Source organism: Kitasatospora sp. NPDC001119, from assembly GCF_053598475.1.
Genome location: NZ_JBSFKI010000004.1, coordinates 162,170 through 187,453 on the forward strand (window position 1 = coordinate 162,170; position 25,284 = coordinate 187,453).

A 25,284-nucleotide genomic window follows, 5' to 3' on the forward strand; every position below is an offset into this window, starting at 1 on the left:
CCCGTCATGACCCCGGCTGCGCTTCACCGGCGCCCGCGCGGACGGGCCCGTCGGAGCCGGACCGGTCCGGGGCGACGCGCGGCGCCGTCAGGACGTACTCGTCCGGGTCGATGGCCCGGGTCCGGCGGCGGAACCGCCAGGTCGACGCGGGCCAGATGGTGGTGACACGGCCCGTGCGGTCCTGGTACCAGCCGGAACAGCCGCCCGCGGCCCAGACCGTGGGGGCCATCCGCTCCTCCAGTTCGGCGTTGTACGCGTGCTGCGCCTCCGCGCGCACGTCCACGGAGCCCAGACCGCGGCTCCGCATCAGCCGCAGGGTGCTGAGGAGGTAGTTGATCTGCGACTCGATCATGTGGATGAGGCTGGTGTGTCCCACGCCCGTGTTGGGTCCCGCCATCAGGAACAGGTTGGGGAATCCCGCGACGGTCGTGCCGAGGTGTGCCTGCGGGCTGCCCTGCCAGACCTCGTCCAGGGACCGTCCGTCACTGCCGATGACGTGCTTCGCGTAGGAGGCGTCGGTGACCCGGAATCCGGTTCCGAAGACCAGGACGTCCACCGGATGCGCGGTGCCGGCGGACGCGGCCGGGGTGCCTCCGCGCGGGGTGGTGAGGACCGTGTCCGGTCCGATGCTCGCGATCGGGTCGGTGACGACGTGGACGTTGGGTTGCACCAGTGCCGGGTAGTAGTCGTCGGAGAGCAGGACCCGCTTGCAGCCCAGCGCGTAGTCCGGGGTCAGCTTGGACCTAAGCTCGGGGTCCTCGACCTGGCGGTGCAGGTGGGCCAGGGCCTCCCGGCGCCCCAGCTCGGACATGGCGCGGTTGCCGAGCAGGGCCGGCAGCGTCGCCTCCCGTGCCAGGTACTCCCAGCCCCGCGCCAGTCGCTGCGCCGTCGGGGACAGCTGGAACAGGCGGTGCTGCCACGCCGGCACCGGCCGGTCCCGGCGCGGGGCGATCCATGACGGAGTGCGCTGGAAGACGGTCACCTGCCGGGCCGTGCGCTGCAGGTGGGGGACGAACTGGACGGCGCTCGCGCCGGTGCCGATCACGCCCACCCGCTTGGCCGACAGGTCCAGGTCGTGCCGCCACCCGGCGGAGTGGAACGCCTCTCCGGTGAAGCCGGCCAGACCGGGCAGCGCGGGGACGGCCGGCTCCGAGAGGGGCCCTTGGGCCATCACCAGCAGCCCGGCGCTGAGCGGTCCGGCGCTGGTGTCCAGCTCCCAGCGCAGCCGCTCGGGGTCCCAGGTGGCGCGGCGCAGTTCGCAGCCGAGCCGCAGGTGGGGCGCCAGGCCGTACCGGCCGACGCAGTGCTTCAGGTACCGGTCGATCTCCTCCTGGGGCGCGAAGCGCCTGCTCCAGGCGGGGTTGGGTGCGAACGAGAACGAGTACAGGCGCGAGGGCACGTCACAGGCGCAGCCGGGGTAGGCGTTGTCCCGCCAGGTGCCGCCGACCTCGTCGGCCCGCTCCAGGACCAGCAGGTCGCGGTGGCCCTCCCGCAGCAGCCGGATGGCCGTGCCGAGGCCCGCGAATCCCGCGCCGACGATGACGACGGACACGTGTCCGGGTGAGGCGCCGGCCGCTTCGCGCGGGGCCGGGCTCGTGGTGTGCGGGTCGGTCATGGTTCCCCTCCGGCCGAAGACTGTTCGAACTGAATGCTATCGTAGACATAACGATCGTAACTCTCATGATAGATGGAGTGGCGAATGAGGATTCTGGCTCTCGGAGGCCCCGGAGCGATGGGCGCCGTGGCGGTACGCGTGGCCGCCGGACTCACCGGCGTCACCGAGATCGTCGTGGCCGACCGGAACCCGGAGGCGGCCCGGACGCTGGTGCGCCGGCTCGACGAGGGCGGCACGGGTGGCGCTCCGATGCGGGCGCTGACGGTGGACGTCACCGACGGCCGCGCCCTGCACGCCGCCCTGGAGGGCGCGGACGCCGTCCTCAACACCGTCGGCCCGTACTACCGTTTCGGCCTGACCGTGCTGCGGGCCGCGATCGCGACCGGCACCCACTACCTGGACATCTGCGACGACTGGGAGCCGACCCTGCGGATGCTCGGCCTGGACGAGGAGGCCCGGGCCGCCGGGATCCGTGCCGTGGTGGGCATGGGCGCCAGCCCCGGTGTCAGCAACCTGCTGGCCACACGTGCCGTCCGGCACCTGGACCAGGTCCAGGACCTGTACACCGCCTGGCCCGTCGACGTCTCCGGCGGCGGTGGGGACGACGAGCAGCTCAGCGACCCCGACGGGCGCCCCAGCGCGGCCGCCGTGCACTGGATGGAGCAGATCAGCGGGAAGGTCGCGATGGTCAGCGGCGGACGGCTCGTCCACCGGCGGCCGCTCCAGCTGGTCGCGCTCTCCGTGTCCGCCGGACGCACCGGCACGGCCTACACCGTCGGCCACCCCGAGCCGGTCACCCTGCACCGCAGCTTCCGACCGGCCGGCGAGGCCGCCAACCTCATGGTCGTCACCCCGGGCACGCTCGCCTACCTCGACGTCCTGCGCCGCGACATCGACGCCGGAAGACTCACCAACGAGACCGCGGCGGCCGCACTCGCCAAACCCACGGTGGGCCGCGCGCTGCGGGCCACCGCGGGTGCCATGACCCGCAAGGGACCCGGCTCACTGCCACCGTTCTTCGCCGCCGCCACGGGCACCCGCGACGGCCGCCGCGTCACCGTCCTGGCCCGGCTCGCCGACACGCCCGGAGCCTCGGCGCTGATCGACGACATGGCGGAGGCGACCGGCCTGCCCCTGGCGCTGGGGCTCGCGCAACTGCTGGACGGCACCGGTGGCCGCCCCGGCGTCCACCCGCCGGAGACGGCCATCGACGCCGACCGCTTCTTCCTCGACCTGGCACGCCACGTGCCCGACCTTCCCGGCGACGACGGCCCCCGCGACGGCGTGGTCATCGACGTGACCCCGGCCCCGTGAGACTCGTCCACCGCACCCGCGGCCGCCCCGGTCCGGATCGGGGCGGCCATGACGGCCGACCTCGCCCCGCGCCCCCGACGGGCGGCAGGCACTACATTGGAGCGGAGAGGGGCGCCGATCCCGAACGGGGTGGCCGATGCACTCGATCACCGACTGGCTGAGCGGCCTGTCCGGCCCGGTCGTGTGCGTGGTCGTCGCGGCCCTCGTGTTCGCCGAGGACGCCCTCTTCTTCAGCTTCTTCCTCCCCGGCGAGACCGCCGCCGTCCTCGGCGGGTTCCTCGCCCACCAGGGCAGGGCCCCGGTCGGCTGGCTCGTCCTGGCCGTGGTCTGCGCGGCCGTCCTCGGCGACACCGCCGGCTACGAGATCGGCCGCCACCTCGGCCCGAGGATCCTCGACACCCGCCCGATGCGGCGCCACGCGAACCGGGTCGACCAGGCGCAGGAGCTGATCCGTCGGCGCGGGCCGGCCGCCGTCTTCTTCGGCCGGTTCGTCGCCTTCTTCCGCGCCATGGTGCCCACCCTGGCCGGCATGTCCCGGATGCCCTACCGCCGCTTCGTCCTGTTCAACGCCCTCGGCGGGCTCCTCTGGGGCGTCGGGTTCACCCTGCTCGGCTACTTCGCCGGAGCCGCCTACGCCCGGGTCGAGGGCACCGTCGGCCGGGTCCTCGCCCTGGTGATCGGCGCGCTCGTCGTCGTCTCCCTCGCCATCTGGTGGTTCCTGCGCCGACGCGGGTCCGGGGAGGGCGACCGCACCCCGGCCCGGGCCCAACGGGACGGAGAGCAGCGGGACGGGGAGCGGCGGGAGCAGGAGCGACGGGACAGCGGGCAGCGGGGCGGACGGCCCTGACGCCGCCGCCCCCTCACCGGCGCCCGCCGCCGCTTCCGGTCACCAGCGGCCGTGCACCTGCGCCCGGATCCGCCGGTCGTACAGCTCGCGCACGGCGGCCAGGGTGGCCGGCGGGAGCGGCGCCGAGTCGGCGGCCGCCGCGTTGGCCCGGGCCTGCGCCACGTTGCGCGCCCCGGGGATCACCGTCGTCACCCCCGGCTGCTGGGTGACCCAGCGCAGCGCCGTCTGCGCCGAGCTCACCCCCTCGGGCGCGAACCCGGCGAACTCCGCCGCCGCCTCGACGCCCGTCGCGAAGTCCACCCCGGAGAAGGTCTCCCCCTGGTCGAAGGACTCGCCGTGGCGGTTGTACGTGCGGTGGTCGTCCGCCGCGAAGACGGTGTGCTCGTCGTACCGGCCGGACAGCAGCCCCGAGGCCAGCGGCACCCGGGCGAGGATGCCCACCCCGGCCGCCTCGGCGGCGGGCAGCACCCGCTCCAACGGCTTGAGCCGGAACGCGTTCAGGATGATCTGCACGCTCGCGACGTTCGGGCGCGCGATCGCGGTCAGCGCCTCGGCACAGGTCTCCACGCTCACCCCGTACGAGGCGATCCGCTCCTCCGCCACCAGGGTGTCCAGGGCGTCGAACACCTCGTCCGAGGAGTAGACCGGCGTCGGCGGGCAGTGCAGCTGCACCAGGTCGAGCCGGTCCACCCCCAGGTTGTCCCGCGAACGGTCGGCCCAGGCACGGAAGTTGGCGAGGTTGTAGTGCTCGGGCCGCTGCTCGACCCGGCGGCCGAACTTGGTCGCGACGAACACCCCGGCGTCCGGGCGGTCCTTCAGGAAGCGGCCGATCAGCCGCTCGCTGCGGCCGTCGCCGTAGACGTCGGCGGTGTCGAAGAGGGTGACGCCGGCCTCCACCGAGGCCTCCAGCACGGCGAGGGCGTCCTCCTCCCGGACATCCCCCCAGTCCGCACCGAGCTGCCAGGTGCCGAGTCCGACGATCGAGACGGGACGGCCGGTCCGGCCGAGTACGCGCTGTTCCATGGGGGCGAGCCTCTCACGCGGCGCCCCCACCGCACCACGCCGCACTCCGGCGCACTACGCGGCACCGCAGGCACACCGCGTCGCACCGCCGACGGCTCCGGACGTCCGGGTGGAAAGCTGGGGACACCGACGTCGGCACCACCTGCGAGGCCCACCCGTGACCGTATCGATCGCCCTGTTCACCCAGGACCTCCGGCTGCACGACAACCCCGTGCTGCACGCCGCCCGCGCCGCGGCCGACCGGGTCGTCCCGCTGTTCGTCCTGGACCCCGCCGTCGAGGGCGCCGGCTTCGCCGCGCCCAACCGGCTGGCCTTCCTGGCCGACTGCCTCGCCGACCTGGACGCCTCGCTGCGCCGGATCGGCTCCCGGCTGGTCGTGCGGCGCGGCGAGCCCGCCGAGCAGACGGCCAGGGTCGCCGCCGAGGCCGGTGCCGCCACCGTGCACGTCGCCGCGGGCGTCAGCGCCTTCGCGCACCGACGGGAGGAACGGCTGCGCGAGGTGTTCGGCGACCGCCTGCACGTCCACGACGCCTCGCTGACGGTCGTCCCGGCGGGCCGGATCACCCCGGCCGGCCGGGACCACTACGCGGTCTTCACCCCGTACCACCGTGCCTGGCAGCAGACGCCCCGCCGCACGGTGCTGGGCGCGCCCCGGACGCTCGACACCCCGGACGGCATCGGCGGCGACAGCCTCCCACCCACCGGGCCGCTCTCGCCCGCGCTGCCGCCCAGCGGCGAGAGCGCGGCCCGGCGGCGGTGGCGGCGCTGGGACGTCGACGCGTACGCGCGGGTGCACGACGACCTCGCCGCCGACGCCACCTCCCGGCTCTCCCCGTACCTGCACTTCGGCTGCCTGTCCGCCACCGAACTCGTCGAGCGCGCCCTGCGGCACGACGGCGAGGGCGCGCAGGCCTTCGTCCGGCAGCTCGCCTGGCGCGACTTCCACCACCAGGTGCTCGCCGCCCGCCCGGACGCCGCCCACCGCGACTACCGGGACAGGGACGACCACTGGCACCGGGACGAGCGCGAGGCCGAGGCCTGGCGGCAGGGCCGTACCGGGTACCCGATCGTCGACGCCGGGATGCGCCAGCTCGCCGAGGAGGGCTGGATGCACAACCGGGCCCGCCTGCTGACCGCGGGCTTCCTCGCCAAGTCCCTGTACCTGGACTGGCGGATCGGGGCCGCCCACTTCCTGTCGCTGCTGGTCGACGGGGACGTGGCCGACAACCAGCTCAACTGGCAGTGGGTCGCCGGCACCGGCACCGACACCCGCCCCAACCGGGTGCTCAACCCGCTGCGCCAGGCCGACCGCTACGACCCGGACGGCGCGTACGTCCGCCGCTGGGTCCCCGAGCTCGCCCACCTGCCCGGCCCGGCCGTCCACCGCCCCTGGCTGCACGGCGCCGACTACCCGGCGCCGCTCATCGCCCCGGACGCCCTCACCGAGCGGTTCCGCCGGGGGCGGGGCCTGGACTGAGTTTCATAGCCCGGACCGAGCGCGAGGGCCTGGGCTGAGCCAGGAGGCGGACGGACGGGCGGTACCCCGGTACTACGGCCCCGGCGATGATCGGCCCCGGGTACCACGGATCGCCGCGCCGTCGAACCTAGCGTGGAAGGTACCGGCGGCCGGGACGACCCGGCCCACGAACGTTGAGGGTGAGCGATGATCGAGGCGCACCAGCTGACGAAGCGGTACGGGGAGAAGACCGCCGTCGATCGGCTGGACTTCACGGTCCGGCCGGGTACGGTCACCGGCTTCCTCGGGCCCAACGGGGCGGGCAAGTCCACCACCATGCGGATGATCGTCGGACTGGACGCGCCGACCGGCGGTTCGGTGCGCGTCAACGGCCGCCGCTACGCCGAGCACGCCGCTCCGCTCCAGGAGGTCGGCGCGCTGCTGGAGGCCAGGTCGATCCACCCCGGCCGCTCGGCGTTCAACCACCTGATGGCGCAGGCCCACACCCACGGCATCCCGCGCCGCCGCGTCGACGAGGTGATCGAGCTGACCGGCCTGCGGTCGGTGGCGCGGAAGCGGGCCGGGGCGTTCTCGCTCGGCATGGGCCAGCGGCTGGGGATCGCCGCCGCCCTGCTGGGCGACCCGGCGACGGTGATGCTCGACGAGCCGGTCAACGGGCTCGACCCCGAGGGCGTCCTGTGGATCCGCAACCTCCTCACCTCGCTCGCCGCCGAGGGCCGCACCGTCTTCGTCTCCTCCCACCTGATGAGCGAGGTCGCCCTCGTCGCCGACCACCTGATCATCGTCGGACGGGGCCGGCTGCTGGCCGACACCACCGTCCAGGACCTGGTCCGCGAGGCCGGCGGCGACGCCGTCACGGTGGCCAGCGCCGACCCGGCCCGGCTGCGCACCCTGCTCGCCGGCCCCGGCGTGGAGATCACCGGCCGCTCCGGCTCCGAGGAACTCCTCGTCACCGGCCGCACGGCCCGCGAGATCGGCCTGACCGCCGCCTCGCACGGCATCGCCCTGTTCGAACTCGCCACCCGCACGGTCTCCCTGGAGCAGGCGTTCATGGACCTGACCCGGGACGCCGTCGAGTACCACGGCACCACCACCACTGCCACTGTCGAGACCCCGAGGAGCGCGGCATGAGCACCCTCGCACCGAGCCAGACCGCCACGCCCGCCGGCCCCGGGCCCGAACGCCCCGTCTACAAGGTCACCGCCGCCCGCGTGCTGCGCTCGGAGTGGGCCAAGCTGTGGTCCCTGCGCTCCACCTGGATCACCCTCGGCCTGGCCCTGCTGTTCCTGGTCGCGTTCGGCCTGATCGCCGCCGTCCAGTTCAAGTCCAGGCTCGACTCCGGTCGGCACCTGGACCGGGACTTCTCCGACGCCACCGCCCTGAGCCTGTCCCTGTTCGGCACCAACTTCGCCCAGCTCGCGCTCGGCGTCCTCGGCGTGCTGATCGCCGCCGGCGAGTACTCGACCGGCATGATCCGCTCCACCCTGGCCGCCGTGCCGCGCCGCCTGCCAGTCCTCTGGTCCAAGGCGGCCGTGTACGGCGTGATCGCCCTGCTGCTCGGCACCGTCGGCGTGTTCGTCGCCTTCCTCACCGACAGCGGCATCCTGTCCGGCACCCGCGTGGCGATGGACCTCTCCAGCGCCGGCGCCGTCCGCGGACTGCTCGGCGCGGGCCTCTACCTCGCCCTCGTCGGCGTGATCGGCGTCGCCCTGGGCGCGCTGCTGCGCTCCGTGGCCGGCGGCATCTCCGTCCTGGTGGCCACCCTGATGCTGGTCCCCGGCCTCGTCTCGCTGCTCCCCACATCCTGGCAGAGCCACATCAGCCCGTACCTGCCCAGCCACGCGGGCGAGGCGATGTTCGCCCTGCACCACGACTCGACCACCCTGTCGCCCGCCGCCGGGCTGGCGGTCTTCCTCCTGTGGACGGTGCTCGCCCTGGCCGGCGCAGCGGTGCGACTCGTGCGCAGCGACGTCTGAGAGACTCCGGTGCGGCACCCGGTCCTCCGGGTGCCGCAGCCCCGCCCCTCCCTCGTACGACAGGTGACGACCGTGAGCCACCTCGACACCCGGGGACCGGTCCCGTCCGCGCCGCCGCCCGTGCCCGACCCGCTCCCCTCCCACCCGGCCTTCGCGCGCCTGGCCCGCCTGGGCCAGCGGGTCCGGCAGGCCGGCCGCGCCCACCCGTGGGTCCTGGACACCGCCGTGGTCGTCGTGGTCCTCCTGGCGTTCGGCCTCCCGGACCTCCTCCACGGCGACGCCGACCACGCGCGCGAGCACCGGATCCACTTCGTCCGGCTGCCCCTGGCCGCGACCCTCGCCCTCCAGGCGGGCCTCGTCCTGCCCCTGCTCTGGCGCCGGCGGCGCCCGACGGCGGCGTTCGCGGCCATCATGACCGTCTTCGTCGTCCAGTGGTCCACGGGCGCGGCACTGCGGGCCGACGCCGCCCTGCTCGTCGCCCTCTACAGCCTGGCCCTGCACGGGAGCCTGCGGCACCTGGCCTGGGCGTGCGCGGCCATGGCCGCGGCGAGCACCCTGGTCGCCGCGGAGGTGTCCTCCGGGCTGCCCGTCGGCGACGCGCTGTTCTTCCTGTTCAGCGCCGCGACGGCGGCCGTCGCCCTCGGCATCGCGGTGCGGATCCGCCGCGCCCAGCTCGCCGGGCTGCGGGAACGCGCGGCCCGGCTGGAGATCGAGCGCGACCAGCGCAGCCGGCTGGCCGCCGTCACCGAGCGCACCAGGGTCGCCCGGGAGATGCACGACATCATCGGCCACAACCTGTCCGTCATCGTCACCCTCGCCGACGGCGGCGCCTACGCGGCCGAGGCCTCCCCCGAACGCGGACGCGAGGCGCTGCTGCTGATCGGCGACACCAGCCGCCAGGCGCTCGGCGAGCTGCGGCGGATGCTCGGCGTCCTGCGCGACCAGGGCGAGGACGCCGAACTCACCCCGCAGCCGGGCATCGCCGACGTCGACGGGCTGTGCGCCCGCATCCGCGCGGCCGGCCCCCAGGTGGTGTACACGGCCGCCGGAGACCTCGACGCCCTCGACCGCGGGGTCCAGCTGATGGCCTACCGCATCGTCCAGGAGTCGCTCACCAACACCCTGAAGCACGCCGGCCCCGGCACCCGGGCCCACGTCACCCTCACCTCCGGGGACGACCGGCTGCGGGTGCGCGTACGGGACAGCGGCCCGCCCGACGGCCCCCCGCCGTCCGCCCCCGGCCGGCCGCCCCGCGAAGGCCACGGCCTCGCCGGCATACGGGAACGCGCGGCCCTGTACGGCGGCACCGTCACGGCGGGCCCCGGGCCCGGGGCAGGATGGACCGTGGAGGCCGTACTCGACCTCACCCCCGACCCGACAGGCGGCCCCGCGTGACCACCCTCCTCATCGTGGACGACCAGCCCTTGCAGCGGTACGGCTTCCGCATGCTGCTGGAGAGCCAACCCGACACCGAGGTCGTCGGCGAGGCCGCCCACGGCGCCGAGGCCGTCCGGCTCACCGCCGACCTGCGGCCCGACGTCGTCCTCATGGACATCCGCATGCCCGGCATGGACGGCATCGAGGCCACCCGCCGGATCGTCGCCACCGGCGGCCGCTCCCGCGTCCTCGTGCTGACCACCTTCGACCTCGACGAGTACGCCCACTCCGCCCTGCGGGCCGGCGCCAGCGGCTTCCTCCTCAAGGACGCCCGCCCCGAGGAGCTGCTCTCCGGGATCCGCGCCGTCGCGGTCGGCGACGCCGTCGTCGCCCCCGCCATCACCCGGCGCCTCCTCGACGCGTACGCCCACCACCTGCCGACCCGACCGCCGGGCGCCGCCCCCGTCGAGGACAGCCGGCTGAACGCCCTCACCGACCGCGAGCGCGAGATCCTCGTCGCCGTCGCCCAGGGCTGGAGCAACAACGAGATCGCGAGCCGCCTCGTGCTCGCCGAGTCGACCGTCAAGACCCACGTCAGCCGCGTCATGGCCAAGATCGGCGCCCGCGACCGCGTCCAGGCCGTGATCTTCGCCTACGACCGCGGCCTCACCCGCCCCAACCCGCCCGCCTGACGGCCGCCCGGCCCCGGCCGCCCCTGCCGCGCGCGCCGAAGCCCGGCCCGGAGAACCGGGCCGGGCGTGATATCCGCCCCACGGCACCGCGATGGCGGCCCGCTGGGGTGGAGACGGTCTTCGCTCGTTCAGGGCCCCTCCCTCGATCCGCCATCGCTCCCGCCGACCGGGCTCCGGTCAACGCCGGACTGCCACCTTCACCCGCACGTGCGATATCCGGTGCGGCCCCTCTCCGAGACGATGAGCCCAGAAGCCGTACACGCTGACAGGGAGGCCATATGAACCGCTCTCGTTTCGGGATGCGACACCTGGCACGCATCGCGGCGGCCGCGGGCTGTGCCGCGGTCCTCGCCGTCACCCAGGCCTCACAGGCCTACGCGGCAAGCCGAACGGTCAGCTTCGAGTACGAGCACCTGTGGATCACCCCGGAGTTCGAGGCCGGCGACGGCAACATCCACTTCACTGTGAAGAGCTGCGACCACCCCAAGTCGGACATGACCGTCACACTGCGCCGAACCGATGGAATCAACACGGACCTCGGCCACGAGACCATCCTGTGCCACGAGGGCTACAGGGCCACGTTCGACGGACTGCGGGGAGGTACGTTCGAGTTCGAACTCGGCAAGCTCGACAACGGGAAGGCGTTCAAGGGCACCGCCACCTACTCCTTCACCGCCCCCAAGTAGCGACAGCGAAGTTCAGGCGGGCCCCGACCCGCCGAGTTCATCAGGCAGCGGCCGGGCCGTATGGAGACCGGACAACCGAGGCCGGAAGCACTCCGTCAGTTCCACGGGGTTCAGTCCCAGTCGGTGAACTCGTGCGTCCGGCGGCGGTAGGGCCCCGGGACGGCGGCGAGGCGGTTCGGCGGCCAGAGGTCGGAGCGCTCGTTGAGGACCAACTCGCCGTCCTGGCGCACCAGCCAGACGTCCTCGTAGTCGAGGTGCAGGACCGCGTCGCCGGGTACCTGCGCGAGGAGGACGTCGGTCAGGCGGGTCATGTCGTCCTGCTGGCCGGGGATGTCGGTGTGCTTGGCCAGCCGGAACGCGACCGAGACGGTCGGGGTGAAGACACGGCCGCCGATCCGCGGGTCCCCCCAGGGAGTGGGCCTGCAAGGGGTCACCCGGATCCAGGTGCGGTGCTCGGTGAGCGCGCCGTCTCCGAGCAGGGTGTCGACGCTTGCGGAGGCGTCGAAGAGCCGCATCGGCCGGGCGGCCTCGGCGAGGCTCCGGGCGACCTCGGCCGTGGTCCACGTGGTCACCAGGTCGAGGCTGTAGGAGATCGCCATCTCCGTCCCTCCCTCCTTCTACGGGCTGAGGGAGACCACCTTGCCGCACATGTCGATCACCGTGATGGTCGCGCCCGCCCCGAACACAGGACAACCGCCCCGCGTCACCACGGGGCGGTTGTCCACGGAACGGCGGTGTGACGTGGTGACGCCCCGGCGGGCATCACCACGTCACGTCCTCACCGTCAGGCGAGCTTCTGGCAGAGCAGCGCGTAGGGCCGGGCCGCCCAGAGCTGCCACCAGGGCTGGGTGTAGGCCAGGCCCGCGGCGACCTCGTCGTTGGCGCACTGGCCCTTGGCGAAGCCGTAGGAGAAGTCGCCGCCGGCGGCCGCGGTGGGGCGGTTGTCGCCCTTGTCGAACCAGAGCGTGCGGGTCGATGTCCCCAGCGGGGCCGCGGACTTGGCGCAGAGCGCGCCCATGGTGCGGCCGTTGCGGCTGTAGCCGGTGAGGACGGAGCCGGCCGGGCACTGGGCCTTGGCGTAGCCCGGTGCCCAGTCGGTGGTCACGTAGGTGCCGCCGTGGTCGACGACGTACGCGTGGCCGGCGTCCCAGAGGTCCGGCTTCGTGACGTCCGTGCACAGGCCGTTGTCGCCGCCGTGGCTGAGGCCGATCAGCCGGGTGCCGTCCGGGCAGGAGGCCTTGAGTGCGCGCGGGTCCCAGTCCGGCCGGGTCTTGAGGTAGGCGGAGCGGTTGTCGTCGAACAGGCCGGCGCTGAGCGCGGTCCAGTTCACCAGGGGCACCGGGGACTGTCCGGCGCCCACCGAGACGAGCGGCCATTCGCGGTGGAAGGCGAGGAAGGGCAGGTCGGCCTCGAGGATCGGGGTGCCGAGGATGGCGAGCCGGGCCATCAGCGCCCCGTTGATGTCGAGTCCGCCGTAGAGGGCGGCCGTGCCGTTGACGGTCGGCGTGGTGCTGGTGCCGTCGAGGACGACGGATCCGTTGACGGCGGCCCGCAGGTACGGCTCGATGGAGGCCTTCACGCCGACCGTGTCGTACAGGGCGATCGAGCCTTCGGCGAGCAGGCCGGCCTTCGCCGAGGCGGAGCCCCTCAGGTCGAGGCGCAGCGGGGAGACGGTGGAGTTCCCGGGGTCGGTGGTGGTGGTCCAGCCCGGGCCCTTGACGTAGTCGGAGTGGACGCCCCACTGGCCGTCGTACGCCTGCTCGGCGTCGAGGGTGACGGTGCCGTCGGCGCTGACGTCGGCGGAGAGGGTGAAGGCCAGGTTGATCACGACGGGCAGCGGGCCCACCATCACCACGGGGCTGGCGCTGTACGTGGCGAGCGGGATCCGGACCGGCCCGGTGCTCGCGGAGAGGTTCGCGCTGACCCGCCAGTCCGCGTGCGCGCCCAGGGTGAAGCCGACCCGGGCCTGCTGGGGGTCGATGAGGCCGAGGCCGCCCTGGTAGGAGAAGTCGATCGCCGGGTGGAGCGAGACCGAGCCGGACAGCTTCGCCGAACTGCCGTCGGGCAGCGGGACGGTGGCGTCGGCGCTCAGCCCCAGGCTGCCGGAGACCGAGCCCTGGCCGGAGGTCGCTCCGAAGTCGGTGACGACCTTGACGCCGCCGATCTGCGGGTGGACCTCGAAGCTGCTCGGGCTGACGGCGCTGCGCAGGTTGGTGCTGGTGCCGCCGAGCAGTTCGGGGAGGGTGGCCGGGCGGGTGGTGACGGCCACCTTCCCGTCGGCGGTCGACTGCACGCCGGTGACGGCGACCAGCGCGCCGTGCGGGGCCGCCGGGGTGGGCGGGCTGTCGATCAGCTGTCCGGGCTGGACGGCGGACGCGGCGTCAGCGGCCGTGGCCTGGGCGGACAGCGACTGCGGACCGGCGGTGGCCGGTGCGAGCACGGCGGTGCCGGTGCCCGGGTCGAAGGAGGAGAGCGCGAGGACGGGAGCGGTGGTGGCGGTCGCCGGCGCGCTGCCCTGCGCCGGGGCCGCCACCGTGGCCGCGGCCGTGCCGGACGTCGGGGGCGCCAGCGTCGCCGACGTGCTCGGGTCGGCGGACGAGGCGGACGGGTCGGTCGGCGCGGCAGGCGCGGTGGTCGAGGACGCGGTCGTCGAGGTGGTCGCAGTGGTGCTCGCGGCGGCCGGTGAGGCCGCCGCCCCGGTGAGGGCGGCGCCGCAGAGGAGGAGCACGGTGGTTGTCGCCGCGGCTGACAGCGTCAGCTTGCGCACGGTCACGTGGAGGGTCCCTTCGGGGTCAACGGTGCTGAGGCAGTGGTGACTTGTGGCGGGACGCACAGCTCGGAGTCGTCGCACAGACTCTCGAACCGCCGGGTAACATAGCACTGACGGACAGCCCTGTTGACTGGTTCATGCAAATCCCGGGTCACGACCACCGAGACTTCACCGCGCTGGGGCGGGGCCTTCCCCTCGGGTTCACCCGGCACTCGGCGCCCGGCACCGTGGCGCCGTCAGCCGCCCCGCCTGCCGAGACGGGCCGTGGCCGGGAGGCCGACGAGCAGCAGGAGTGCGGCCGCCGCCGCGTAGGCGAGGTGGTGGCCGCTCAGGGACAGCTCGCCGTGGCCCGCCGCGCCGACGCTCTGGGCGATGCCGGCGAGGACGGTGGGGCCGATGCCGCTGCCGATCTGCAGGGCGGTGGCCGTGACCGCCGAGGCGGTGCCGTGGGCCTGGTCCGGCACCTCGCGCAGGCCGGTGACGGTGATGGCGGGGAAGGCCAGGCCCTGCCCGATGCCGGTGACGACCAGGCCGGCCAGCACCGGCCCGAGGTACGGGCTGTGCTCCCCCGCCGCGCACCACAGCAGCACGCCGCCGGCGGTGAGCAGCAGGCCCGTGGCCAGCAGCGGGCGCGGTCCGCGGGTCCTCATCAGCCGCCCGGAGACCAGGGCGGCCGCGGCCACGGCCAGGCTGACGGGGAGGACCGCGAGGCCCGAGACGGCCGGCGGCATGCCGCGCACCTGCTGGAGGTAGAGCGGCAGCAGGAACAGCGACCCGGTGACGCAGAAGTAGAACGCGCCGGCCACCACCGCCGCGGTCCGCACGCCGGGCGTGCGCAGAAGGTCCCGGTCCAGCAGGACCGCGGCCCCGCCCCGGGTGCGCCCGCGGCGCCACCACAGCCAACCCCCGGCCACGGCGGCCGCCAGCAGCGCGGCCGCGAGCGGGCCGCCGCCGGGGCGGGAGGCCAGGTCCGCGCTGAAGACGGTCAGGGCGATCGCCGCCACCAGCGCCCCGGCCCCCGTCACGTCCAGGGAGCCCCGGCGGTGCCGCTCACCCGGTGGCAGCCACCGCACGGCGGCGACGGCGGTGACCGCCGCCGCCAGGGCCTGCAGCGCGAACACCCAGCGCCAGCCCAAGGCGCCGGTGACCACGCCCCCGAGGACCAGACCGGCCCCGTAGCAGCCCGCCTGCGCGGCGGAGAACACACCCAGCGCGCGCGAACGCATCGGCCCGTCGGCATAGACCGAGGTCAGCAGGGCGGTGGCCGCCGGCATGGTGATCGCCGCCCCCGCGCCCTGCAGCACGCGCCCCACCACGACCGCCCAGAACGCGGGCGCCGCGGGCGCCGCGAACGCCAGCGCGGCGCCCGCCGCCACCGTCACCAGGCCCCCGACCAACACCCGCCGACGCCGCAGCCGGTCCGCCATCGCCCCGCCGCACAGCAGCAGCCCCGCGAACGCGAGGGCGTAGCCGGTCACCGCCCAGGACAGGTTCTGCGCCGAAGTGCCGAACCGCGCGCCCACCGAGGGCAGGGCGCTGTTGAGGACGGCGACACCACCGGCGTCCAGGCCCGCCGCCGCGCTCAGCACCGCCAGGGGCGCGTACCGGACGGACGGCGGGGCATCGGGCCCCGGGCCGGCGGACTCCGGTCCCCCGGGCCGTACGGGCATGGGCGGGGCAGGCGAGAACGGTTCGCCGGGACGTGCGGGCATGGACGGACTCCAAGGACGAAGGACGCGCACCGGGAACGACGGACGCGCGAACGCGCCGACACACCGGAACCGGCCCGTCGGCGACCAGGGCCGCCCGCGTCGCGCGGCGCCCCCGGCAGCCACTCTGCGCCGCCGCGCGCACCGCGACGAGACACCGCCGCGGGCAGGCCCCGCCGGGGGTGGCCCTGACAGGGCTACCCCCCGCGCCGCCAGGCGACCGATACTCGCCGCATGGCACCATCAGCGGCACTCCCCGAACTGGCCCACTTCCTGCGCACCCGCCGGGCCCGACTGACCCCGGAGGCCGCCGGTCTGCCCCGCACCAGCACCCGCCGGCTGAACGGACTGCGCAGAGCCGAGGTCGCCACCCTGTCCGGCATCAGCCCCGAGTACTACACCCGGCTCGAACAGGGCCGTCAGCGCCGCCCCTCCCCCGAGGTCCTGGACGCCCTCGCCACCGCCCTGCAGCTCGACGCCGACGCCCGCCGCCACCTCCACCGCCTCGCCACCGGAAACCCCGTCCATCAGGCAGGCCCGGCCGCCGTGGCCCCGGACGTGCCGGAGGCGACCCTGCGGCTCCTCGCCTCGATCACCCCGTGGCCCGCCCATGTGGTCACCCCCATGCGCGACATCCTCGCCTGGAACGACGCCGAGGCCTGGCTGCTCCTCGACTACGCCGAACTCCGGCCCGAGCAGCGCAACTTCGCCTGGTTCGTCTTCTGCGACCCCCGGGCGCCCCGGCTCCTCACCGACTGGGAGAAGACGGCACGCGGCAACGTCCACCGCCTGCGCCACGCCCTGGCCGCCGACCCCCACAACGAACGCGGCAACCGCCTCGTGGCCGAACTGACGGCGCGCAGCAGCCGGTTCGCCGCCTTCTGGGAGGAACACGACGTCCGCGGCCCGGCCACCGGCAGCCACGGCTTCCACCACCCCCGGGCCGGCCGGCTCGACCTGGACTACACCGCCTACGTCGTGCCCGGCACCCACAATCTCGAACTCGTCGTCCTGACCGCGGCCGAGGGCTCCCCCAGCCACCGCGCCCTGCGGCAGGCCGCGGCGGACCGCTGAACCGGCCCACGCCCGGAACCAGTTGGTGTCGGCAGGACGAGGGCGCGCCCGGCCGGCTCGTCGGGCGGGCCGACGGCCGACGGCCTGGGCCGGAGGGCCCGGGCCGTAGCGGTGTCAGGCCTTGCGGATCCGGTCGCCGATCTCCGGCCGCGCCTCGAACCCGGCCGCCCGGTACGTGGCGACGCCGCCGACGTTGGAGCTCGGTGTGCACACGCGAACGCTCGACGAGCCCAGCTCCCGCAGCGCGGCCGCCCCGGCGAGGGTGATCGCCCGGCCGTAGCCGCGACCGCGGTGGTCCTCGTGGACGCCCATCGGCTCGACCAGCCCCGGCCTCCCTGGGCCGGCCGACCAGACCGTCACCACCGCCGCCGGGCGGCCCCGGTCGTCGTAGGCGCCCAGGCAGCGGGCGTCGGCGGCGTACGGCCCCGCCGACATCGCGTGCCAGTACGCGCGCGTCGGCCGCGAGGTGCCGAACGCCGACCGCAGAACGTCGGCGAAGTCCTACGCCTGCTCCGGGCCGATCGCCCTGATCCGTACGCCCGGGTCCTCCACCGCCCGCGCGAGGTCGCGGAACAGCGGCGTCCACGGCTCGTCGACGCCCCAGCCCTCCTCGGTCAGCAGGTCGTGGAGCAGCAGGCCCAGCGGCGCCTCGACGGACACCGCCCCTTCCGGCAGCACGCCGCGATCCGGCAGCGAGACGTCCTCGACGAGCCGCCGCGCCAAGTCCTCGTCCCGGAAGGCCTCGGGAGCGACCGTCATCCGCAGCACCGTCGGCGAGTCCAGCATCCCGACGGCGAGGATCCGCCCGCCCCGGCTCCAGGTCCGCACCACCGCGGCCGTCTCAGCCGTGCCGAACCGACAGTTCCAGCCGATGTCCCCCGCGTGCAGCTGCATCGGCGCTCCGTCGTCCTGCCACTCCCGCAGCGCGCCCATGGCTTCGCGCACCCCGCCCGCGGTCGGCGTTCCCAGCACAATCGTCATGGCCGGAATCTGACACCCCGCCCAGGATTTCCGCAACCCGTTTACCGGCCGGCCGGTAATTCTCCTGGTGGTTGTGAGCACTTGCGGGAGGTCGCATACTGACAATAAGGAAGTGGACACCATGAAGCTGCTAGCGGAAATCGACAGAATGGTCGCCACCGGAAAGGTGGTGACCTCAGCGAACGACGAAGCCGTCGCGGACATCGTCCTCGCCACGATCACGAGTGGCGTCACGGCCTCGTTCTACCTGACCCGCGCCCAGGCCGCGCTCGTCAAGGAGCGGTTCTGGACTCCGGAGCGGATCCGCCGCACAGGACTCCGCCCGATATCCCCCGAGGAAACCGAAAGGATCAGGGTGGAGCTGGGCGTCAGGGTGAAGAATTTCAGGTGCACCCCGATCACGTGCGGCTGCGGCCATGTCTACGACGCATTCGACTTCATTCAGCAGGGGATCCGCGAACACGGCCTCGACGTCGTCAATTCCGTATTCTCCCTGAAGGACTCGACTTTCCTCCAGGTCAATCCGTCCTTCGTCCCGATCTGCCCCGTGGACGACCGGAGGCTGAGCCGCACCCACAGCTCCGACGGCGGGATCGAGTACGACTGCGACGAGTACGGCGGGTGCTGCTACCAGGAGTGACGCTCCGTACCCGGGGCCCCGGGCCGACGAGACGATGTTCAAATGTCTGATGTTTGTATATGGTCCTCCCATGACACGCATCAGCGCGCCGCGGCGCACGGCCAGCCTGTCCGCCCAGCTCGTGGAGAGCCTCCGCTCGCACATCGAGACGGGGGGCTGGCCGGTCGGGACGCGGATCCCGCCGGAGCAGGCCCTCGTCGAGGAGCTCGGGGTCGGACGCAGCACGCTGCGGGAGGCGATCGGTGCGCTGGTGCACCTCGGCCTGCTGGAGCCCAGAGCCGGTGACGGCACCTATGTGCGCTCCTCCAGCGAGCTCCAGTCGGTGATGGTGCGGCGGGCGGGCTCCGCGAAGCGGGACGACGTGCTGGAGCTGCGGACCGTTCTGGAGGAGTACGCCTCGGGCGCCGCGGCCCTGCGCCGCAGCGAGGGGCAGGTACGGCAGCTGCGGGAGCTGCTGGCCGACGCCGAGGCGGCCGCCGCCGGCGAGGACGCCTCCGCGGCCACGGACGTCGACGCGCTCTTCCACCGGTCCGTCGTCCGGGCGAGCGGGAACGCCCTGCTGATCGAGGTGTACGACCACCTCGGCACGGCGCTCACCTCGCACCTGGGGGGCCCGACCTGGAACGCCGCCCACGCCGAGGAGCACGGGGGCCTGCACCGGCGGCTCGTCGACGCGATCGAGACCCGGGACGAGGGCGGCGCCCGCGAGGCCGCCGCCGCGATCGTCCGGCTCACCCGCGACCACGAGATCGCCGACGCGCGTGCGGCCGAGGAGCGTTGAGCCCGCAGCCCTCCCGACTGATCCGATCACCCCATACGAACGGCACCACCGTCCACCTGAACAGGATTTTCTCGGCTGCATAGGAGATCATTCGTGTCCCTCTCGCACCTCCCCGCCGACGAACTCGACGCGCGTACCGACCGACGAAGCGCCCACCTGTACGCGACCGACCCTCAGTTCCGCGACACCGCGCCCCTGGACGCCGTCACCGAGGCGATCCGCCGCCCCGACCTGCCGCTCGCCGAGCTGGTGGCCACCGTGCTGGAGGCGTACGCCGACCGTCCCGCCCTGGGCGAGCGCGCCACCGAGCCGGTCACCGACCCGGAGACGGGCCGCACCACGCTGCGCCTCCTGCCGCGGTTCGACACGCTCACCTACGGCGAACTCCGGGAGCGGGTGGGCGCGGTGGCCTCCGAGTGGCGCCACCACCCCGAACATCCGCTGGGCCCCGGCGACTTCGTCGCCCTCCTCGGGCCCACGAGCGCCGAGTACGCCGTGGCGGACCTGGCCTGTGTCCGCTCCGGCGCGGTGTCCGTCCCGCTCCAGTCGGGGGCTTCGGCGGCGCACCTGGCCCCCGTCGTCGAGCAGGCCGGACCGCGCCTGCTCGTGGTGGACGTCGACCAGCTGGACGTCGCGCTCGAACTCGCGGCGAACGCCGCCTCGTTGGGCAGGATCGTGGTCATCGGCCACCGGCCCGAGGCCACCGCCCACCAGGAGGAGCTGGAGTCCGCGCGCGCCCGGCTCGCGGCGCTGGGCCGCGGGGTGGCCCTGGACACGCTGGCGTCGACCGTCGAGCGGGGAAGGGCGCTGCCGCCGCTCCCCCGGGTCCCCGACGGGTCGGCGCCCGACACGCTGAGCTCGCTGATCTACACCTCGGGAAGCACCGGCACCCCCAAGGGGGCCGTGTACACCGAGCGTCTGGTCCGGAGCTTCTGGCTCGACTACGTGCCCGGCCGGCCGGTGCGGCCCGCCATCGTGCTCAACTTCCTGCCGTTGAGCCACGTGATGGGCAGGGGCGCGCTGTTCGGGACGCTCGCCAAGGGGGGCCTCGCCTGTTTCACGGCGTCCAGTGACCTGTCGACGCTCCTCGAGGACCTCTCCCTGGTCCGTCCCACCGAGCTGCTCATGGTGCCCCGCATCTCCGACCTGCTCCTCCGGCACTACCGGGCGGAGCTGTCCCGCCGGGCCGGGACCGGCGGCGACGCGGCCGAGCAGGTGAGCGCCGGGCAGGTGATGGAGGAGCTGCGGGAGGAGGTGATGGGCGGCCGCCTCCTGTCGGCCGTCAGCGCCTCGGCCCCGCCGAGCGCCGAGACCACGGCCTTCGTCGAGGACTGCTTCCAGGTCAGGCTGATCGACGGCTACGGGTCGACGGAGGGCGGGGTCGTCTTCCTCGACGGCCGGGTGCAGCGCCCGCCGGTGACCGACCACAAGCTGGTCGACGTGCCCGAGCTGGGATACTTCGGCACCGACACGCCGTACCCCAGGGGCGAACTGCTGATCAGGTCCGAGCGGCTCGTCCCCGGGTACTTCCGGCGCCCGGACGCCACCTCCGAGGTCTTCGACGAGGACGGCTTCTACCACACGGGCGACATCATGGCCCGGCTCGGCCCCGAGGAACTGCGGTACGTCGACCGCCGCTCCAACGTCATCAAGCTGTCCCAGGGCGAGTTCGTCGCCGTCTCCCGCCTGGAGGCGCTCTTCACCGGCAGCCCGGTCGTCCGGCAGGTCTTCCTGTACGGCAGCGGCGCCCGCGCCTACCTGCTCGCGGTCGTCGTGCCGACCCGGGACGCCCTCGACCGCGTCGACGGGGACGCCCGGCGCCTCAGGGCGGTCCTGCGGGAGTCCCTGCGGGAGATCGCCGCCGGGGCGGGGCTGAACTCCTACGAGATCCCCCGGGACCTGCTCGTCGAGACCGAGCCGTTCACCCAGGAGAACGGGCTGCTCTCCGGGGTGCGCAAGCCGTTGCGGCCGGCCCTGACGAAGCGGTACGGCGAGCGTCTCGAAGCGCTGTACACCGAGCTGTCCGACCGCGAGGCCGAGGAGCTCCGGACGCTGCGTCAGGCCGGCACCGACCAGCCGCTGCCGGCGACCGTGCTCCGGGCCGCGCAGGCGCTCCTGGGGCTGGACGAGGGTGTCGTGGAGCCTGACACACGCTTCCTCGAACTCGGCGGCGACAGCCTCACGGCGCTGTCCTTCTCCCAGCTGATGAAGGAGATCTTCCACGTCGACGTCCCGGTCGACGTGATCGTCAACCCGGTCAACTCGCTGCGGCAGGTGGCCGATCACGTCGAGCGGGCGCTCGCGGCGGGCCACCGCCGTCCCACCGCCGACAGCGTCCACGGCCTGGACGCGACGCGGCTCGACGCGGCCCAGCTGCGGCTGGAGGCGTTCCTCGACCCGCGGACCGTCGAGCAGGCCGAAGAGCGGAGGCCGACCGGTCCGCTGCCCGAGGCCCGGACCGTCCTGCTGACCGGCGCCAACGGCTACCTGGGCCGCTTCCTGTGCCTCGAATGGCTGGAGCGCGTGGCGGAGCGCGGCGGCACGCTGGTGTGCGTGGTCCGCGGCTCCTGCGCCGAGGAGGCCCGGGCCCGGCTCGACGCGGCCTTCGACAGCGGCGACCCGGATCTCGTGGAGCGCTACCGCGCGGCCGCCGCCCGGCACCTCCGGGTGGTCGCCGGCGACATCGGGGAGCCGCGTCTCGGGCTCGACGAGGAGACCTGGCAGCGGCTGGCCGACACCGTGGACCTGATCGTCCACCCGGCGGCACAGGTCAACCACGTCCTGCCCTACGGCCAGCTGTTCGGCCCCAACGTGCTGGGAACGGCCGAACTGATCAGGCTCGCGGTCACCTCCCGGACCAAGCGGTTCACCTACCTGTCGACGGTCGCCGTCGTCTTCGGGAACGCGGCGGCCGCCGACGAGTGGGCGGACATCCGCACCGCCGGCGGGGTTCGCGACCTCGACGGTGACTACGCCGACGGCTACGCGGCCAGCAAGTGGGCCGGCGAGGTGCTGCTGCGCGAGGCGCACGAGAGGTTCGGCCTGCCGGTCGCCGTCTTCCGCTCGAACATGATCCTCGCGCACCCGCGCTACCGCGGTCAGCTCAACGTCCCGGACGTCTTCACCCGCCTCGTGCTGAGCCTGCTGGCGACGGGCGTCGCACCCGGCAGCTTCTACGCCCGGGGCACCGGCGACGGCCGCGCGCACTACGACGCGCTCCCGGTGGACTTCACCGCGCGGGCCGTCACCGCGCTCGGCGACGACGCACGGGAGGGCTACCGGACGTACAACGTGGTCAACCCGCACGACGACGGCATCTCGCTCGACACCGTCGTCGACTGGCTGGCGGCGGCCGGGCACCCGCTGACCCGCGTCCAGGACCACGCCGAGTGGATCGAGCGCTTCGAGACCGCCCTGCACGGCCTGCCCGACCGCCGGCGGCAGCACTCGCTGCTCCCGCTGCTGCACGCCTTCGCCGAGCCGGCCCAGCCGGTCGCCGGATCCGCCCTGCCGGCGGACCGTTTCCGGGCGGCGGTCCGGGCCGCGGCCCTCGGCGACGGGAACGACATCCCCCGGCTGTCACCGGACCTGATCACCAAGTACGTGGCCGACCTCCGGGCGCACCGCCTGGTCTGACACCACCCCCGTGGCCGCCGCGGGGCCCCATCGGCCCCGCGGCGGGCCCGGCTCAGCTCCCGGCGCCGGCGCGGTGGCCGTGGCGGAAGAGCGGGGCGCGGGTGTCGAAGGGGACGTCCTCGCGGGCCGCGGCCACCGCGGCGTCCGAGGCGGGCAGGTCGAACGGCAGAGTCGCGGTCATCGGGGCGCGGCCGAGCGCGGCGTCCAGGACGACCTCGTCGGCGGCGCCGAACTCCCCGATCAGCAGGGCCGCGTGCGGGGCGAGCGGGGTCAGCACCGCGGGCCGCTCCAGCTGGGCCGCGAAGACCGTGGGGACGACGGCGGCCAGCGCGGCGAGCCGGTCCGCCTCGGCCGGCTCGAACTCCAGCGAGCCGCTGTGGAAGTGCCGCTCCAGCAGGCCCTCGCGCCGCTCGTACGGGGTGGCGAGGCGGACGACGGCCAGGTCGGCCAGCGCCGGGTCATCGACGACAGTGCCGTACCGGGCGGCGACGGCCGGGTCGACGCCCTCGACGTACAGCCGGGTGGCGGTGCGCGGCTCGCCGGCCAGGTGGACCACGGAGCGGCGCTGGACCTCCAGGCCGAGCGCCCGGCCCTCCGGGGCGCCGACCAGTTCGGCGGCGGCGTCCGGGTCGACGTACGGGTCGTCGAAGAGGCCGAGGCGGAACTTGTCGCGCAGGATGCGGCGGACGGACTCGTCCAGCCGGGCCTCGGTGACCGCACCGGAGCGGAGGGCGGCCAGGATCAGCTCCGGGTCCGTCTCGCCGCCGAGCTGGTCGGCGCCCGCGTCCAGGGTGAGCGCGACCTGCTCGGCGACGGACAGCTCCTCGACGCCCCAGTGCCGCGGCGGCAGGGTGACCACGCCGGGGACGTCCATGCCGGTGATGGCGTTGAAGTCGGTGCAGACCACGCCGTCGAAGCCGTAACGACCGCGCAGCAGGCCGGTGATGACGTCCCGGTTGAAGTTGGCGCCGACCTCGGCGAGGCCGCTGCCGGACGGGATCGCGTAGGCGGGCATGATCTGCGCGGTGCCCGCGGCGAAGGCCGCCTCGAAGGGCCGCAGGTGGGTCTCGAACTCGCCGCCGGGGTAGACCAGTCGGCGTCCGGCGGCGAAGTGCGAGTCCTCGCCGCCGGCCTGCGGGCCGCCGCCGGGGAAGTGCTTGGTCATGCAGGCGACGCTGTCCGGGCCGATCGGCCCGCCCTGGAGGCCCTCGATGTAGGCGGTGATCATCCGCGAGGCGCGCTCCGGGTCCTCCCCGAAGGTGCCGCTGATCCGGGCCCAGCGGGGCTCGGTGGCGAGGTCGGCCATCGGGTGGATGGCGACCTTGATGCCGACGGCGCACAGCTCGCGGCGGATCAGGTCGGCGTAGCGGCGCACCAGGTCGGGGTCGTCGGTGGCGGCGAGGCCGATCGGCTCGGGGCCGGTGCTGAAGCCGCCGCCGGTGTGGGCGGTGGCCGGGTTGGCGGTGAAGCCGTGCCGGGGGTCGGAGGAGAGGGTGACGGGGATGCCCAGCCGGGCGGCCGCGGCGAGGTCCTGGACGTGGTTGTTCCAGGCGGCCATCGCGCGCGGGTCGGGGACGGCCATCATGGCGAAGTGGGTGAGGCCCCGCCTGGTGATCAGATCGGCGCCGGAGGGGAACGGGCCCTGGTCGCCGGGGAGCATCCGGCCGTGCAGCATCTGCGCGGCCTTCTCCTCCGGGGTCATCCGGGCCAGCAGGTCCTCGACCCGCTTCTCGACGGGCAGCCGCGGGTCCTCGTAGGGCTCCATGGTGCCGTTGTGGTTGAGGTCGCGGAAGGGCGTGCCGTCGGTGTGGTGCAGGACGGTCAGCATGCCGTCACCTCGGCGGTGTTCGACGCGGCGGCCTTGGCGCGGAAGGCCTCGATCGTCTCGGCGGTGACCCCGCAGACGGCCAGGAAGCCGGCGGCGCCGCCGTGCCTGGCCCGGACCAGGTCGAGGAAGGCGCTCATCGCCCCGGCGGGGGCCTCCAGCAGCGGCGCGGGGACGACCATCCGGCCGGCCTCGACCTCGTTGAGGGCGGCACGGTTGCGGTCGGCGAGCCCGGCCCAGATCTGCTGGATCGCCTCGTTGGTGCGGGCGTAGTCGGCGACGATCTCCTCGGCCGGCACCCCGAGCAGCTCCAGCAGCAGCGCGGTGAGCAGCCCGGTGCGGTCCTTGCCGGCGGCGCAGTGCACCAGCACCCCGCCGGGGCGGACGGTGGCCTCCACGGCGGCGGCGAGGGCCCGCGGCGCGGACTCGGCCATCAGCAGGTAGAAGGCGCCGAGGTCCTCGGCGGTGGTCATGGTCCGCATGGCCCGCGCGAGTTCGTCGTTGGTCGGCTCGATCCGGGCGGCGACGACGGCGATGCCGGCGGCCTCGGCGGCGGCCCAGTCCTCGGGGCCGGTCTCGGCCTCGCCCCGGAGGTCGACGACGGTGGTGATGCCGTGCTCGCGCAGCCGGGCGACGACGGCCGCGTCGGCGGCGGGGAAGGGCTGGGCGGAGCGGAACAGGGCGCCGGGACGGATCCAGCGGCTCGCGGGGTCGGCGAGCGCTGCGGGGTCGCGGAAGTTGACCAGGGACATGCGGAGGCCTTTCGGGTCGTGCGGGGGGTGTGCAAAAGTCGTGCGGGGGGTGTGCAAAAGGGGAAGAGGGCGTGCGGTGCCGTCCGGGCGGCCGGCGGCGCGCCCGGGA

At 74.3% G+C, this 25,284-nt stretch carries 19 protein-coding genes and 1 pseudogene; 12 read left to right on the forward strand and 8 right to left on the reverse strand.

Annotated features, from left to right (window positions below; all coding sequences use genetic code 11):
• Window positions 1-4 precede the first annotated feature (4 nt).
• Window positions 5-1,615 (reverse strand): flavin-containing monooxygenase, encoded by a 1,611-nt coding sequence (locus tag ACWDD9_RS06795; protein WP_449810987.1) that lies wholly within the window; start codon window positions 1,613-1,615, stop codon window positions 5-7.
• 84 nt (window positions 1,616-1,699) lie between these two features.
• On the opposite strand from ACWDD9_RS06795, the gene ACWDD9_RS06800 reads away from it, so the two are divergent.
• Complete coding sequence (locus tag ACWDD9_RS06800; RefSeq protein ID WP_449810988.1) at window positions 1,700-2,929, forward strand: saccharopine dehydrogenase family protein; 1,230 nt, start codon at window positions 1,700-1,702, stop codon at window positions 2,927-2,929.
• 136 nt (window positions 2,930-3,065) lie between these two features.
• Window positions 3,066-3,776 carry a DedA family protein gene (locus ACWDD9_RS06805; protein WP_449810989.1) on the forward strand — a complete coding sequence of 237 codons (711 nt, stop codon included), beginning with the start codon at window positions 3,066-3,068 and terminating at the stop codon, window positions 3,774-3,776.
• Window positions 3,777-3,815: 39 nt separating this feature from the next.
• On the opposite strand, the gene ACWDD9_RS06810 is transcribed toward ACWDD9_RS06805, so the two are convergent.
• A complete protein-coding gene (locus ACWDD9_RS06810) occupies window positions 3,816-4,799 on the reverse strand; it encodes an aldo/keto reductase (protein ID WP_449810990.1) in 984 nt (327 codons plus the stop codon).
• A 157-nt stretch (window positions 4,800-4,956) separates the two neighbouring features.
• On the opposite strand from ACWDD9_RS06810, the gene ACWDD9_RS06815 reads away from it, so the two are divergent.
• From ACWDD9_RS06815 to ACWDD9_RS06840, 6 genes are all read left to right on the forward strand, one after another.
• Window positions 4,957-6,276: a cryptochrome/photolyase family protein gene (locus ACWDD9_RS06815; protein ID WP_449810991.1), complete on the forward strand. Its 1,320-nt coding sequence runs from the start codon at window positions 4,957-4,959 to the stop codon at window positions 6,274-6,276.
• A 186-nt stretch (window positions 6,277-6,462) separates the two neighbouring features.
• Complete coding sequence (locus ACWDD9_RS06820; RefSeq protein ID WP_375873094.1) at window positions 6,463-7,407, forward strand: ABC transporter ATP-binding protein; 945 nt, start codon at window positions 6,463-6,465, stop codon at window positions 7,405-7,407.
• The gene (locus ACWDD9_RS06825; RefSeq protein WP_117485935.1) at window positions 7,404-8,252 is read left to right on the forward strand and encodes an ABC-2 transporter permease; all 849 of its coding nucleotides are present in this window, start codon (window positions 7,404-7,406) and stop codon (window positions 8,250-8,252) included. Before ACWDD9_RS06820 ends, ACWDD9_RS06825 begins: the two co-directional genes overlap by 4 nt.
• Window positions 8,253-8,372: 120 nt before the next feature.
• Entirely contained in the window at window positions 8,373-9,647 is a 1,275-nt protein-coding gene (locus ACWDD9_RS06830; RefSeq protein WP_449811066.1) for a sensor histidine kinase, read from the forward strand.
• On the forward strand, window positions 9,644-10,321 hold the full coding sequence (locus tag ACWDD9_RS06835) for a response regulator (RefSeq protein ID WP_387970354.1): 678 nt from the start codon (window positions 9,644-9,646) through the stop codon (window positions 10,319-10,321). Before ACWDD9_RS06830 ends, ACWDD9_RS06835 begins: the two co-directional genes overlap by 4 nt.
• 278 nt (window positions 10,322-10,599) lie before the next feature.
• Window positions 10,600-11,007 (forward strand): hypothetical protein, encoded by a 408-nt coding sequence (locus ACWDD9_RS06840; RefSeq protein ID WP_375873093.1) that lies wholly within the window; start codon window positions 10,600-10,602, stop codon window positions 11,005-11,007.
• 110 nt (window positions 11,008-11,117) lie between these two features.
• Here ACWDD9_RS06840 and ACWDD9_RS06845 read toward each other — a convergent pair whose 3' ends face one another.
• The 3 genes from ACWDD9_RS06845 to ACWDD9_RS06855 form a co-directional block, all read right to left on the reverse strand.
• Window positions 11,118-11,606, reverse strand: coding sequence for a SitI3 family protein (locus tag ACWDD9_RS06845; RefSeq protein ID WP_449810992.1), 489 nt, complete (start codon window positions 11,604-11,606; stop codon window positions 11,118-11,120).
• Window positions 11,607-11,791: 185 nt separating this feature from the next.
• Entirely contained in the window at window positions 11,792-13,780 is a 1,989-nt protein-coding gene (locus tag ACWDD9_RS06850) for a hypothetical protein (RefSeq protein ID WP_449810993.1), read from the reverse strand.
• Window positions 13,781-14,013: 233 nt separating this feature from the next.
• Window positions 14,014-15,489: an MFS transporter gene (locus tag ACWDD9_RS06855; protein WP_449810994.1), complete on the reverse strand. Its 1,476-nt coding sequence runs from the start codon at window positions 15,487-15,489 to the stop codon at window positions 14,014-14,016.
• Window positions 15,490-15,720: 231 nt separating this feature from the next.
• On the opposite strand from ACWDD9_RS06855, the gene ACWDD9_RS06860 reads away from it, so the two are divergent.
• Window positions 15,721-16,560, forward strand: coding sequence for a helix-turn-helix domain-containing protein (locus tag ACWDD9_RS06860; RefSeq protein ID WP_117485943.1), 840 nt, complete (start codon window positions 15,721-15,723; stop codon window positions 16,558-16,560).
• 114 nt (window positions 16,561-16,674) lie between these two features.
• Here ACWDD9_RS06860 and ACWDD9_RS06865 read toward each other — a convergent pair.
• A pseudogene (locus ACWDD9_RS06865) lies at window positions 16,675-17,541 on the reverse strand (GNAT family N-acetyltransferase).
• Between the two features lie 112 nt (window positions 17,542-17,653).
• On the opposite strand from ACWDD9_RS06865, the gene ACWDD9_RS06870 reads away from it, so the two are divergent.
• From ACWDD9_RS06870 to car, 3 genes are all read left to right on the forward strand, one after another.
• Window positions 17,654-18,181, forward strand: coding sequence for a hypothetical protein (locus tag ACWDD9_RS06870; RefSeq protein ID WP_375873087.1), 528 nt, complete (start codon window positions 17,654-17,656; stop codon window positions 18,179-18,181).
• Between the two features lie 70 nt (window positions 18,182-18,251).
• Window positions 18,252-18,962 (forward strand): FadR/GntR family transcriptional regulator, encoded by a 711-nt coding sequence (locus tag ACWDD9_RS06875; protein WP_375873086.1) that lies wholly within the window; start codon window positions 18,252-18,254, stop codon window positions 18,960-18,962.
• 93 nt (window positions 18,963-19,055) lie between these two features.
• Window positions 19,056-22,598 carry a carboxylic acid reductase gene (car, locus tag ACWDD9_RS06880; protein WP_449810995.1) on the forward strand — a complete coding sequence of 1,181 codons (3,543 nt, stop codon included), beginning with the start codon at window positions 19,056-19,058 and terminating at the stop codon, window positions 22,596-22,598.
• A gap of 52 nt (window positions 22,599-22,650) precedes the next feature.
• Here the strand turns inward: car and ACWDD9_RS06885 are convergent, their stop codons facing one another.
• Complete coding sequence (locus ACWDD9_RS06885; RefSeq protein ID WP_449810996.1) at window positions 22,651-24,426, reverse strand: glycoside hydrolase family 3 protein; 1,776 nt, start codon at window positions 24,424-24,426, stop codon at window positions 22,651-22,653.
• Complete coding sequence (locus ACWDD9_RS06890) at window positions 24,420-25,175, reverse strand: tyrosine-protein phosphatase (protein ID WP_449810997.1); 756 nt, start codon at window positions 25,173-25,175, stop codon at window positions 24,420-24,422. The genes ACWDD9_RS06885 and ACWDD9_RS06890 overlap by 7 nt, the downstream gene beginning before the upstream one ends.
• Between the last annotated feature and the right edge of the window lie 109 nt (window positions 25,176-25,284).

Excerpts from the sequence above, each read along its gene's own strand:
- ACWDD9_RS06805 (WP_449810989.1), top strand. The coding sequence starts at position 3,066 with ATGCACTCGATCACCGACTGGCTGAGCGGCCTGTCCGGCCCGGTCGTG.
- ACWDD9_RS06890 (WP_449810997.1), bottom strand. The coding sequence starts at position 25,175 with ATGTCCCTGGTCAACTTCCGCGACCCCGCAGCGCTCGCCGACCCCGCG.
- ACWDD9_RS06845 (WP_449810992.1), bottom strand. The coding sequence starts at position 11,606 with ATGGCGATCTCCTACAGCCTCGACCTGGTGACCACGTGGACCACGGCC.
- ACWDD9_RS06810 (WP_449810990.1), bottom strand. The coding sequence starts at position 4,799 with ATGGAACAGCGCGTACTCGGCCGGACCGGCCGTCCCGTCTCGATCGTC.
- ACWDD9_RS06820 (WP_375873094.1), top strand. The coding sequence starts at position 6,463 with ATGATCGAGGCGCACCAGCTGACGAAGCGGTACGGGGAGAAGACCGCC.
- ACWDD9_RS06840 (WP_375873093.1), top strand. The coding sequence starts at position 10,600 with ATGAACCGCTCTCGTTTCGGGATGCGACACCTGGCACGCATCGCGGCG.
- ACWDD9_RS06885 (WP_449810996.1), bottom strand. The coding sequence starts at position 24,426 with ATGCTGACCGTCCTGCACCACACCGACGGCACGCCCTTCCGCGACCTC.
- ACWDD9_RS06860 (WP_117485943.1), top strand. The coding sequence starts at position 15,721 with ATGGCACCATCAGCGGCACTCCCCGAACTGGCCCACTTCCTGCGCACC.
- ACWDD9_RS06855 (WP_449810994.1), bottom strand. The coding sequence starts at position 15,489 with ATGCCCGCACGTCCCGGCGAACCGTTCTCGCCTGCCCCGCCCATGCCC.
- ACWDD9_RS06795 (WP_449810987.1), bottom strand. The coding sequence starts at position 1,615 with ATGACCGACCCGCACACCACGAGCCCGGCCCCGCGCGAAGCGGCCGGC.
- ACWDD9_RS06800 (WP_449810988.1), top strand. The coding sequence starts at position 1,700 with ATGAGGATTCTGGCTCTCGGAGGCCCCGGAGCGATGGGCGCCGTGGCG.
- ACWDD9_RS06825 (WP_117485935.1), top strand. The coding sequence starts at position 7,404 with ATGAGCACCCTCGCACCGAGCCAGACCGCCACGCCCGCCGGCCCCGGG.
- ACWDD9_RS06875 (WP_375873086.1), top strand. The coding sequence starts at position 18,252 with ATGACACGCATCAGCGCGCCGCGGCGCACGGCCAGCCTGTCCGCCCAG.